The sequence below is a fragment of the Streptomyces sp. WG7 genome, assembly GCF_049975785.1.
In the GTDB taxonomy this organism is placed as follows: Bacteria; Actinomycetota; Actinomycetes; order Streptomycetales; family Streptomycetaceae; genus Streptomyces.
Genome location: NZ_JBNGGE010000002.1, coordinates 280817 through 292732, shown reverse-complemented (window position 1 = coordinate 292732; position 11916 = coordinate 280817). Strand labels below are relative to the sequence as shown.

Genomic DNA, 11916 nt, shown 5'->3' with positions numbered 1-11916 from the left:
AGGAATCTCCCCTCTTGTTCTGGTCCGCAGCCCTGCCCGGTGCCGCTCTGCGCCTGATGCGCACGGCGGCCGGGCGGCGTGCGCTCCGCGTGGCGCTGCTGGTGGGCGGGCTGTTCGTGCTCGGGGTGTTCTGCGGAGAGCGGGCGCAGGCGGCCGAAGGAACGCCGTCGGTACGGGGGGTGGCCGGCCAGGTCGTCGACGTTTCCGCGGAGCGCCCGCGGGAAGCACGGGGATCAGCCACCCCGCAGCGCCCCGGCACGGTCCGGAGCGCCGGTACCGCTCAGGACTCCGATACCGCTCAGGACTCCGGTACGGGCCAGGACTTTGGTACGGGGCAGGGCTCTCGGCGGGGGCAGAGTTCCTGGGGCATTCCCGGCTCCGACGTGGTGGTTCCGGACACTCGCCCCGTGGTCGAGAACGTCGTCCGGTCCGTGGAGGGCCGCCTCGTGCGGCCGGTCGGTGACGCGGTGGAGGCGGTGACCGAGGGGCTCGGCGCGGTCGCGCAGGCGCAGGCACCGCCGCTGGAGGCGTTGCCGGCGCTTCCGTCCGCACCCTCCCTGCCGTCGTCACCTCCGCTGTCGGTGCAGCCGGACCTGTCCGGCACGACCGGACTTCCCAGTCGGTTGACGCCGGTCGATCCGGACTCGCACCCCGAGCCCTCGAAAACGGTGCCCGCCGCATCCGACGCCGCCGACACCCCCGACATCTCCGACACCTCCGACACCTCAGACGTCCGGGTCCCCGACGGAGCCGGAGGCGTGGGACAGGTCGCGTACGGTCCGGAGCAAGTCGCCGACGGGGCGCCCGCCGCGGCGCGTGTCGATATCCATCACGCCGTGCCCGCGCCCACCGAGCACGCCCCCGTCCACCAGGCGCCGACCGGCGACCCCGACGGCACGCTGGGCGGCGCGTCCGGCGCCGATCAGGGGACACCGCGCCAGGGTGACGCACACGCGGTCACCCCGCACCACCGGATCCCGTTCCGACTCGTGCCCGGCGCCCTGGTGGGTGCCGACGCGGCCGAGACCCAGGACCGGCACCGGGACATTCCCGTCTCTCCCGCCTAGCGGCGGGGGCCTCCTCCGCCACAGCCCCGCCGCGCGCGGGCGGAGAGGTCTGCCCGGCGCCCGGACACCTCTCAATCCTCCGGGCGGACGCCGCCGACGCCGTATCACCGGCCCGGCATCCGGAAGTGCCCCCAGGCCCCGTGACCGGTGGTCCGTGACGACGGCACCGCGCGACGCCGGCCCCGCGCAGGCCGGCACCGTGCGACGCCGGCACGGCGGACCACTGCGGCGGGCGTGGACTCCGCGGGTCGACAGGTCCCGGACGGCCGAAAGCCGTCGGCCTCCGTTTGGCCGAAACCCCGCGGTCGGGGCCAGCTGGTTCCCATTGGGGTGGGTATCAGCAGGCCCGCTTCCCGGAGGACCGCACCCGTGCGCCTCCCGGGGAGTCCGACGGGCCTCACCGGGCCAACCCCAGCCCGGTGAGGCCCCTCCCACGGCCCGGCGAAAGCCCCCGAGCCCTCGAGCCCTCGAGCCCCCGAGCCCCGCGAGCCCCACCGAGCCCGCCGGAGCGGCGCTCACCCGCCCCTGTAGACCCCTCACGCCCGGCACCCCGTGCCAGTGAGCACGGCATCATGTGACAGGCATCACCGCTCAGGTGTGACCTACGATTTAGAGACCCCCCGCAACCGGCGATAACCTGCGAGACGGACATGCCGCGCGCTCGGTCACCGTGTGCGCTCCCCTTGTGACACAGCGGACGTCACGTTGCCCTCGCGGCACGCCCACGCATCCAACGAACCGCGAGATCACTGATAGGGACGGAAGCGCGTGGACCTGTTCGAGTACCAGGCGAGGGACCTCTTCGCCAAGCACGATGTACCGGTGCTGGCCGGTGAAGTCATCGACACGCCTGAGGCGGCGCGCGAGATCACCGAGCGTCTGGGCGGCAAGTCCGTCGTCAAGGCGCAGGTGAAGGTCGGTGGTCGTGGCAAGGCCGGTGGCGTGAAGCTGGCCGCCTCCGCGGACGAGGCCGTCGCCCGCGCGACGGACATCCTCGGCATGGACATCAAGGGCCACACGGTCCACAAGGTGATGATCGCCGAGACCGCCCCCGAGATCGTCGAGGAGTACTACGTCTCCTTCCTCCTCGACCGTGCCAACCGCACCTTCCTCTCCATCGCCTCCGTCGAGGGCGGCATGGAGATCGAGGAGGTGGCGGCCACCCGTCCGGAGGCCGTCGCCAAGACCCCGATCGACGCGATCGACGGCGTGACGCCCGAGAAGGCGCGCGAGATCGTCGAGGCCGCGAAGTTCCCGGCCGAGGTCGCCGACAAGGTCGCCGACATCCTGGTCAAGCTGTGGGACACCTTCATCAAGGAGGACGCCCTCCTGGTCGAGGTCAACCCGCTGGCCAAGGTCGTCTCCGGCGACGTCATCGCCCTCGACGGCAAGGTGTCGCTGGACGACAACGCCGAGTTCCGTCACCCGGACTTCGAGGCCCTCCACGACAAGGCCGCGGCCAACCCGCTCGAGGCCGCCGCCAAGGAGAAGAACCTCAACTACGTCAAGCTCGACGGCGAGGTCGGCATCATCGGCAACGGCGCGGGTCTCGTCATGAGCACCCTCGACGTCGTCGCCTACGCCGGTGAGAAGCACGGCAACGTCAAGCCCGCCAACTTCCTGGACATCGGTGGCGGTGCCTCCGCCCAGGTCATGGCGAACGGCCTGGAGATCATCCTCGGCGACCCGGACGTCCGCTCCGTGTTCGTCAACGTCTTCGGCGGCATCACCGCCTGCGACGAGGTCGCCAACGGCATCGTCCAGGCGCTGAAGCTCCTCGAGGACCGCGGCGAGAAGGTCGAGAAGCCGCTCGTCGTCCGCCTCGACGGCAACAACGCCGAGCTGGGCCGCAAGATCCTCACCGACGCCAACCACCCGCTGGTCCAGCGCGTCGACACCATGGACGGCGCGGCCGACAAGGCCGCCGAGCTGGCCCACGCCGCCAAGTAAGCACTCAGGACGAGGACACCAACACACCATGGCTATCTGGCTCAACAAGGACAGCAAGGTCATCGTCCAGGGCATGACCGGCGCCACCGGCATGAAGCACACCAAGCTCATGCTGGGTGACGGCACCGAGGTCGTGGGCGGCGTGAACCCGCGCAAGGCGGGCACCTCCGTGGACTTCGACGGCACCGAGGTACCGGTCTTCGGCACCGTCAAGGAGGCCATCGAGAAGACCGGCGCCAACGTCTCCGTCATCTTCGTGCCGGAGAAGTTCACCAAGGACGCCGTCGTCGAGGCCATCGACGCCGAGATCCCGCTGGCCGTCGTGATCACCGAGGGCATCGCCGTGCACGACTCGGCCGCCTTCTGGTCGTACGCCGGCAAGAAGGGCAACAAGACCCGGATCATCGGCCCGAACTGCCCCGGCATCATCACGCCGGGCCAGTCCAACGTCGGCATCATCCCGGGCGACATCACCAAGCCGGGCCGCATCGGCCTGGTCTCGAAGTCCGGCACGCTGACGTACCAGATGATGTACGAGCTGCGTGACATCGGCTTCTCGACCGCCGTCGGCATCGGTGGCGACCCGATCATCGGCACCACGCACATCGACGCGCTCGCCGCGTTCGAGGCCGACCCCGAGACCGACCTGATCGTCATGATCGGTGAGATCGGTGGCGACGCCGAGGAGCGTGCGGCGGAGTTCATCTCGAAGAACGTGACCAAGCCGGTCGTCGGCTACGTCGCGGGCTTCACCGCGCCCGAGGGCAAGACCATGGGCCACGCCGGCGCCATCGTCTCCGGTTCGTCCGGCACCGCCCAGGCGAAGAAGGAGGCCCTGGAGGCCGCCGGCGTCAAGGTCGGCAAGACGCCGACCGAGACGGCGAAGCTCGCCCGGGCCATCCTCGGCAGCTGAGCACGGTTCGGACGGCCGGCCGCCGTCCTCCCACGCCGAGTGGCCCGCCCCTCTCACGGGGCGGGCCACTCGGCGTACGCGCGTCATCCGGGTCCGGCGGTCGGCACAGCCGTCCCGCCCAGGTGGCGCTGTCGTCCGGGGCTCGGAAGGGGCAGTCGTCCGGGGCCTGGAAAGGGCAGTCGTCCGGGCCCGGGTGGCGCCGTCGTCCGAGTCGGGGCGGCGCCGTCATTCGAGTCGGGGCGTCAGCCGCTCCGGCCCGTCCTGCCACTGGTCCCGCAGCTTCTGCCGCAGCTCCAGCTGCTCGTCCGACAGCGCCCCCGGCGCCACCCGGGGAGGCACCCCGCGCACGGTGACGCCCGGGGACACGGGCGGCTCGTACTGCGTGGGCGCGGTGCGCAGGGTCAGGGCGGTGCTCCCGATCAGGGCGACCGTGAAGGCGATCGCTGCCCGGGTCCAGAACCGCGCCCGGCGTTCGCTGCCCATCCGCACCGTCGGCGGTCTGGCCGCCCGCAGCCGCTCGGTCGCCGCCAGTTCGGCCAGCCGCCGGTGCAGCACCTGCGGGTCGGCCAGCTCCGGCAGCCGGTCGGCGAGGGCCTCGCGGGCGCGCAGCAGCCGGTTCGCCGCCGCCGGGGTGCTCGCCTCCGTCTCCGCGGCCGTCTCCGGCAGGCCCAGACCCACACCGTCGTACAGCATGAGCGTGCGGCGGTGCGGCGGGGGGAGTCTGAGAAGGGTGTTCAGCAGGGTGCGGTCGGAGGGGTCTGCGGGCGGCGGCTCCGGGTGCCGGTGGCGCAGCCGGAACCGGTGCCAGGGCGAGAGCGCGTACTCGTACGCCGTCGCCCGCACCCAGCCCACCGGGTCGCGGTCGCGGGCCACTTCGGGCCAGCGCTCCCAGGCGACCTGGAAGGCACGCTCCACCGACTCGCGCGCCAGCTCGCGGCGGCCGGTCAGCAGAAAGGTCTGCCGTACGAGCGAGGGGGCGCCGAACTCGTACAGCGCGTCGAAGGCCTGAGCGGGCGTCAACTCGACCGGACCGGGCGTCGGCACGGGCTGCGATTCCGGTGCTGGCTGCTCTTCGGACCCAGGCCCAAGCCCAGGCTCCAGTTCGAGTTCCGGCTCCGGCTCCGCTTTCAGTTCCGGCTCCGGCTCCGCTTTCAGTTCCGGTTCCGGTTCCGACTTCTGTTCCGGTACCGGTTCCGGTTCCGACTTCTGTTCCGGTTCGGACCCGCGTGCCCGCTCGGCCAGTGGCTTCGCGGGGAGTACGAGGCTGTCGGTGGCCTTCTTGGAGGCGTTCGCCGATCCGGCGCGGACGGCCACGACGACGGGCACCGGTTGCGGTTCCGGTTGCGAGGTGGGCGCCGGTTCGGTCCGTCGCGCTGCCGCCTCCTCGGCCAGGGTGTTCAGCAGCTTCGCGTACGCCTCCCGTTTCCGGCCGCGCGGAGTCGTGCGTCCGCTCTCCCACGCACGGACCGTCTCACGGGCGACACCCACCCGCTCCGCGACCTGAGCCTGCGTCAGGGCGGCGGTCTCACGCAGACGTCGGCGTGCCTTGGGAGGAGGGAGCGGGGTTGCGGGGCTCCGTGTCACAGGGCACCCCTTCGTACGAAAAAGTACATAAACATATATTGGGCGACACAGCGGACCTTCGCGTGTTACGCCGGGAAAGCGCGTGTCGTTGGGACCATGACGGGCGTGATCCAGACGACCGCTCACCGAGCCCCGCTGTCTCTGCTGCGCACCCGCTGGCGGGACCGGTCTCCCGGGCTGGCCGCCGGCTTCCTGGGCGGCGTGGTCGCGGCGGGACTGGGGCTGGCGGCGTGCGCCGTGCTCGTGATGGTGCTGTGGGTCAGTGCGCCGTACCCCGACAGCGGGCCCGGCGGAGCCCTGCACGTCGCCGCGGCGCTGTGGGTGCTGTCCCACGGAGCCGAACTGGTCCGTGCCGACACGCTCTCCGGCGGGTCCGCGCCCGTGGGCGTCACTCCGCTGCTGCTGCTCCTGCTGCCGGTGTGGCTGCTGCATCGGGCGGCCCGGGACGCCACGGAATCCGGGGACGACGTTGGTCTGGTGGTGGGTGCGGGCGCGGGAGCGAAGGGGGGATTCGGTGCGCGCGGGGGCGAGGGCGGGGCCCTCCCGGACACCGGCCCGCCGCCCGTCTCCGCGCGCAACGCCTGGGCCGGGGTCGTTCTCGGTTACCTCGCTGTCGCCGCGCCGGTCGGCCTGTACGCGGCGGGCGGTGCGCTGCGGCCCTCCTGGTGGGCGGTGGTGTGGCTGCCGCTGGTGACCATGGGGGCGGCCGGCGCGGGTATGTGGACGGCGTTCGGCCGTCCGGGCGGACCGGTGGGGCGCGCACTGCGCGTGCTGCCCCGGAGCCTTCGGGAGCTGGTGGTGGAGCCGGACGCGCGCCTGGGCGCCGCGACGCGCGCCGCGGGCGCCGGGGCGGCGGTCCTCGTCGGCGGTGGGGCGCTGCTGCTCGCGATGTCGCTGGTGTGGCACGGAGTCGCCGCCCGGGACGCGTTCCTGCAGCTGACCGAGGGGTGGGCGGGTCATTTCGCCGTGCTGCTGCTCTGTCTGGCGCTGGTGCCGAACGCGGCGGTGTGGGCGGCGGCCTACGCCCTCGGGCCCGGTTTCGTGCTCGGAACCGGTCACGTCGTGGACCCCCTCGCCTCCGCTCCCGCACCGTTGCTGCCGCCGTTTCCGCTGCTGGCGGCGGTGCCGGACGCGGGTCCGGGCACACCGCTGCACTGGATGGCCGGGGCGGTGCCGCTGGCGGCGGGGGCCGTGGTGGGGTGGTTCACGGCGCGGGCGGCGACGGCGGACGCGGCGGCTCCAGCGGCGGGTGCGGTAGGTACGGCGGGTACGGCGGGCGTGGGGTCGGAGACGGGGCCGGCAGGAGGTGAGGCCGTCGGGGCGTGGTCGTGGTGGCGGACCGTTGTCGCCGCCGTACTGGCCGCCGTCCTGTGCGCGTGCCTCGTCGCCCTGCTGGCCGCGCTGGCGGGCGGGCCGCTCGGTGGTGCGTCCCTGGCCCGGTTCGGGCCGGTGTGGTGGCAGGCCGGGGGCGCGACGCTGGCGTGGGTCGGGGTGGTGGCGGTGCCGGTGGCGGTGGGGGCGCGGGTGTGGCCGGTCCGGGAGCGAAGCGTTGCCGCTGAGGCGCCGGAGCCGGAGCCGGCGACGCGGGGCGGAGAGGCGGCTGACGGCGGTGGGCGTCGGTGGGAGCGGATGCCGTTGCCCTCGATGAGGCGGTGGCGGAGACGGGGCGGCACCGGCAGCGAACGGGTGTGGCGGTGGCGATGGTGGTGACGGGAGCGGAGGCGTGGTGGTGACGGAAGTGGCGGCGCTGGTGGCGGGAACGGCAGCGGCGGCGCTGGTGGCGGCAGCGGCAGCGACAGCGGTGGCGGTGCGCCGCATGCGCTGCTGCCGGTCGGCTTCTCTGTGGGCCGCGGCGGATGCCTCGAGCGGCGGGCAGGCGTCGCGTCACCGCAGAGGCTTTCGCCCCCGCCGCCCCGCCACCCCCGTCATCACCGCCGTCCCATCATCGCTGTCCGTCCCGCCGCTCCTGCCGTCCCACCGCTCCTGCCGTCCCGCCCCGCACCGCCCCCGGGTGCTGCCGCCCCGGATCCCCGCTCCGGCCCGGACGGTCCCGTCCCCGCCGGCCGGACGGGCCGCACGTGCCGGACGGGCCGCACGTGCCGGACGGGCCGCACGTGCCGTGGCCGGTGTAGAAAGGCGGCCGGGTGTCAGTCGTCCGTGCCCAGCAGGTCCCGGAGCTGCTCCGGGAGGTGGGTCTCGCAGGACTGCTTCGCCTCGTTGGTCAGGGCGTCGTTCCGGCAGGTGTAGTAGTCGCTGTAGACCAGTTGGGCGCTGAAGGACGCGGCGACCAGGACGAGGGCCAGGGAGGACGTGACCAGGCCGCTGATCGCGGCGGTTCGCTGCGGGCGGCCGGTCTGCGCGGCGGGCGGGGCCGGGGTGTCCGGGTCGGCGGCGGCGCGGGGCTTGGCGCGCAGCGCGCTGATGCCCCAGTACAGGGCCAGGGCGCCGAGCAGCAGAGCCACGTACGGCCACGTGAAGAGCGCGAAGAAGAGGGCCCACATGCCGCTCAGCAGGGCATAGCGGGCACGCCGCTGGGTGGGATCCGTCGGGTCCCAGCGCGGGCCCGTGCCGCCGCCCGGACCCTCGGGGCCGGAACCGGAAGCGCCAGGTCGCTCACCGAAGCCGCCGGAGGAGCGGCCGGGCTGCCGGTCGCTCCACTGGCGGCCCCAGGGCGAACGTCCGCCGTCCCCCTGTGAGTCGCCGCCGTCGCCCGACGGGTGCCGAGGCTGCCAGGGGCGGTCCGGCGTGCCCTCCGGGGGCGGTGCGAACGGGTTGTCCTTGTCGGTGGCGCCGTCCCGCTCGCCGCTGTTGGTCCCGTCCGGCGGGGTGTCGGGCGGCGAGGAGGGGCGCTCCCGCAGCAACACGGTGCTGGGTCCCCCTGGCTGCGCCGACTGCTGGGGGAGCGTGAGCAGTCGCAGGCTGCGGTCCGGCATCAACTGAGCGTCTTCCCCTTGGCGATAACGGCGATAACGGCGATAAGGAACGGGCGAGCTGGTGGAACGGGCGAACTGGTCGGCACGACTGGTGAACGCGTGACGCGCGGGTCGCGTTCCCGGTCCGGCTCCACGCAGACGCTACCTTCCGGCCACGCCCCCGTCCCGAGGGGGCCGTCCGGTGTGCCGGTATCGTTGCTGACGGTCGGCCGCTTCGTAGACTTCCCCGTATCCGGGGGCGTGAAGCATTCGTACGACCGTACAAACAGACGAACGTACACAACGTACGGTCGGGTAACCGACGGTCGTACCGAGTCACCAGCTGTGGGAAACGAACGGCCGTGCCGAACCGACCCCGCACCCAGACCGCTCCCCCGAGAAAGGCCCCCACCGTGGCTGCCAAGCCCGTGGCCCAGCGAGCCAAGCGCCTTGTCGTACTGGTCTCCGGATCCGGCACCAACCTGCAGGCGCTGCTCGACGGGATCGCCGCCACCGGCGTCGAGGCCTACGGAGCCGAGATCGTCGCGGTCGGCGCCGACCGCGACGGCATCGAAGGGCTCGCGCGCGCGGAGCGCGCCGGGCTGCCGACCTTCGTACGAAAGGTCAAGGACTACGGGAGCCGGGAGGAGTGGGACGCGGCGCTCGCCGAGGCCGTCGCCGCCCACGAGCCGGACCTCGTCGTCTCGGCCGGGTTCATGAGGATCGTGGGCAAGGAGTTCCTGGCCCGCTTCGGGGGGCGGTTCGTCAACACCCACCCCGCGCTCCTCCCCAGCTTCCCGGGGGCCCACGGCGTGCGGGACGCGCTCGCGTACGGCGCCAGGGTCACCGGCTGCACCGTCCACTTCGTCGACGACGGCGTCGACACCGGGCCGATCATCGCGCAGGGCGTGGTGGAGGTCCGGGACGAGGACGACGAGAGCGCTCTGCACGAGCGCATCAAGGAAGTCGAGCGAAGGCTGCTCGTCGATGTCGTGGGGCGGCTCGCCCGCAACGGCTATCGCATTGAGGGACGAAAGGTAGTTATCCAGTGACCGCCACCGCCGAGAGCAACAAGCGGGCCATCCGTCGCGCGCTCGTCAGCGTCTACGACAAGACCGGGCTCGAGGACCTCGCCCGCGGGCTCCACGAGGCCGGCGTCGAACTCGTCTCCACCGGCTCCACCGCCGGGCGGATCGCCGCGGCCGGCGTGCCCGTCACCAAGGTCGAGGAGCTCACCGGCTTCCCCGAGTGCCTGGACGGCCGCGTCAAGACCCTGCACCCGAAGGTGCACGCCGGCATCCTCGCCGACCTGCGCCTGGACAGCCACCGGCAGCAGCTGGGCGAGCTGGGCGTGGAGCCGTTCGACCTGGTCGTGGTCAACCTCTACCCGTTCCGCGAGACCGTCGCCTCGGGCGCCACCCCCGACGAGTGCGTCGAGCAGATCGACATCGGCGGCCCGTCGATGGTCCGCGCCGCCGCCAAGAACCACCCGTCCGTGGCCGTCGTCACCAGCCCCGCCCGCTACGCCGACGTGCTCTCCGCCGTCCGGGACGGCGGCTTCGACCTCGCCGCCCGCAAGCGGCTGGCCGCCGAGGCCTTCCAGCACACCGCCGCGTACGACGTGGCCGTCGCCTCCTGGTTCGCGAGCGAGTACGCCCCCGTGGACGACTCCTCGTTCCCCGACTTCCTCGGCGCCACCTACGACCGCGCCCACACCCTGCGCTACGGCGAGAACCCGCACCAGCCCGCCGCCCTCTACACCTCCCCCGAGGGTGGCGGCCTCGCGGAGGCTGAGCAGCTGCACGGCAAGGAGATGTCGTACAACAACTACACGGACACGGACGCCGCCCGCCGTGCCGCCTACGACCACGACGAGCCCTGCGTCGCGATCATCAAGCACGCCAACCCGTGCGGCATCGCGGTCGGCGCGGACGTCGCCGAGGCCCACCGCAAGGCGCACGCCTGCGACCCGCTGTCCGCGTTCGGCGGCGTGATCGCGGTCAACCGCCCGGTCTCCAAGGAGATGGCCGAGCAGGTCGCCGAGATCTTCACCGAGGTCATCGTCGCGCCGGACTACGAGGACGGCGCCCTCGAAGCCCTCACCAAGAAGAAGAACATCCGCGTGCTGCGCGCCCCCGAGGCGCCCGCCGCCCCGGTCGAGGTCAAGCCCATCGACGGCGGCGCCCTCCTCCAGGTCGCCGACCGCCTCCAGGCCGAGGGCGACGACCCCGCCACCTGGACGCTCGCCACCGGCGAGGCGCTCTCCCCGTCCGACCTGGCCGACCTGGCCTTCGCCTGGAAGGCGTGCCGGGCCGTCAAGTCCAACGCGATCCTCCTCGCCAAGGACGGCGCCTCCGTCGGCGTCGGCATGGGCCAGGTCAACCGGGTCGACTCCGCGAAACTGGCGGTGGAGCGGGCGGGCGCCGAGCGCGCGCAGGGCGCGTACGCCGCGTCCGACGCCTTCTTCCCCTTCCCGGACGGCCTGGAGATCCTCACCGCGGCCGGCGTGAAGGCCGTGGTCCAGCCGGGCGGTTCGGTCCGCGACGAGCTGGTGGTCGAGGCGGCGAAGAAGGCCGGCGTGACGATGTACTTCACGGGGACGCGGCACTTCTTCCACTGAGATCCGGCAGGGGTACGCCCGTACGCGGCGTACCCCCGGCACGGGGACGGCCGCTGTCCCCGTCCCTGTCCCTGTCCACCGGCCCCGGTGGACAGGGACAGGGGCAGGAACAGGGACGGACGGTCTTCGGGACTCCTGCGCGCCCTCGTGGGCGGCGGGGCTCGCCGGGCGGGCCGCCCGGGAGGAGTTCGTCACGTTGCTGCGGGCCTACCACGACATCGCTGTCGCTCCCTACGAGGATCAGGTCCACGCCCGTACCGAGGCCGAACGATTCCTGCGGGCACGGGAGTGGATGGACGGGGGCGTGAAGGCGGTGCTGACGGGGCTGGGGCCGTGGGCGCGGTGGGAACGGCCTGTCCTGCATGTCGAATACCACCCCTCCGTGGACCGGGATCTGTACCTGGAGGGGCGCGGGATGCTGCTCGTGCCGTCGTACTTCCTGCACCAGCGTCCCATCGCCTTCGCCGACCCGGGCCTGCCGCCCGTACTGGTCTACCCCCTCGTGCACGAGCCGCCGGCTCCGCCCCCGTCGAGGTCCCCGCTCACCGCCCTGCTCGGCCCGGCCCGGGCCACCGTCCTGCGCGCCGTCGCCCACGGCGCGACCACCGGGGAGATCGCGCGTGCCGCCGGTGTCTCCGCGTCCGCGGCCAGCCGGCACGCGACGGCCTTGCGGGAGGCGGGGCTCATCACCAGCCGGCGGCACGGCGCGAGCGTCCTGCACACCCTCACCCCCGTGGGGGCGTCGGTGCTGCGGGCCGCCCTGCGGAAGGCTCCCCGGAGCGACCGCGGGGCATCCGGACGGAGCGGTGCGCGGTGATCTCCCCGGTGGTCCGGGGCACCCCGTCGTGAACGGGCATGGCCTCCGGCCGC

The 11916-nt window shown here is 73.2% G+C and carries 9 protein-coding genes; 7 read left to right on the top strand and 2 right to left on the bottom strand.

The window, feature by feature from the left end; all coding sequences use genetic code 11:
* The first annotated feature begins 14 nt into the window (after positions 1-14).
* From ACP4J0_RS03760 to sucD, 3 genes are all read left to right on the top strand, one after another.
* Positions 15-1067, top strand: coding sequence for a hypothetical protein (locus ACP4J0_RS03760; RefSeq protein WP_426597165.1), 1053 nt, complete (start codon positions 15-17; stop codon positions 1065-1067).
* 768 nt (positions 1068-1835) lie between these two features.
* Positions 1836-3017, top strand: a complete 1182-nt coding sequence (gene sucC / locus ACP4J0_RS03755) for an ADP-forming succinate--CoA ligase subunit beta (RefSeq protein WP_053135877.1) — start codon at positions 1836-1838, stop codon at positions 3015-3017.
* 28 nt (positions 3018-3045) lie between these two features.
* Entirely contained in the window at positions 3046-3930 is an 885-nt protein-coding gene (gene sucD, locus ACP4J0_RS03750) for a succinate--CoA ligase subunit alpha (RefSeq protein WP_426597164.1), read from the top strand.
* Between the two features lie 225 nt (positions 3931-4155).
* Here the strand turns inward: sucD and ACP4J0_RS03745 are convergent, their stop codons facing one another.
* The gene (locus ACP4J0_RS03745) at positions 4156-5514 is read right to left on the bottom strand and encodes a helix-turn-helix domain-containing protein (RefSeq protein WP_426597163.1); all 1359 of its coding nucleotides are present in this window, start codon (positions 5512-5514) and stop codon (positions 4156-4158) included.
* A gap of 96 nt (positions 5515-5610) precedes the next feature.
* Between ACP4J0_RS03745 and ACP4J0_RS03740 the strand changes: the two genes are divergently transcribed.
* A complete protein-coding gene (locus ACP4J0_RS03740; RefSeq protein WP_426597162.1) occupies positions 5611-7224 on the top strand; it encodes a DUF6350 family protein in 1614 nt (537 codons plus the stop codon).
* 437 nt (positions 7225-7661) lie between these two features.
* On the opposite strand, the gene ACP4J0_RS03735 is transcribed toward ACP4J0_RS03740, so the two are convergent.
* Positions 7662-8447 carry a hypothetical protein gene (locus ACP4J0_RS03735; protein ID WP_426597161.1) on the bottom strand — a complete coding sequence of 262 codons (786 nt, stop codon included), beginning with the start codon at positions 8445-8447 and terminating at the stop codon, positions 7662-7664.
* Positions 8448-8839: 392 nt separating this feature from the next.
* Between ACP4J0_RS03735 and purN the strand changes: the two genes are divergently transcribed.
* The 3 genes from purN to ACP4J0_RS03720 all read left to right on the top strand — a co-directional run bounded on the left by purN (position 8840) and on the right by ACP4J0_RS03720 (position 11863).
* Complete coding sequence (gene purN / locus ACP4J0_RS03730) at positions 8840-9478, top strand: phosphoribosylglycinamide formyltransferase (RefSeq protein ID WP_426523181.1); 639 nt, start codon at positions 8840-8842, stop codon at positions 9476-9478.
* Positions 9475-11046 carry a bifunctional phosphoribosylaminoimidazolecarboxamide formyltransferase/IMP cyclohydrolase gene (gene purH, locus ACP4J0_RS03725; protein WP_426597160.1) on the top strand — a complete coding sequence of 524 codons (1572 nt, stop codon included), beginning with the start codon at positions 9475-9477 and terminating at the stop codon, positions 11044-11046. Before purN ends, purH begins: the two co-directional genes overlap by 4 nt.
* 196 nt (positions 11047-11242) lie before the next feature.
* Positions 11243-11863, top strand: a complete 621-nt coding sequence (locus tag ACP4J0_RS03720) for a helix-turn-helix domain-containing protein (RefSeq protein WP_426597159.1) — start codon at positions 11243-11245, stop codon at positions 11861-11863.
* Positions 11864-11916 lie beyond the last annotated feature (53 nt).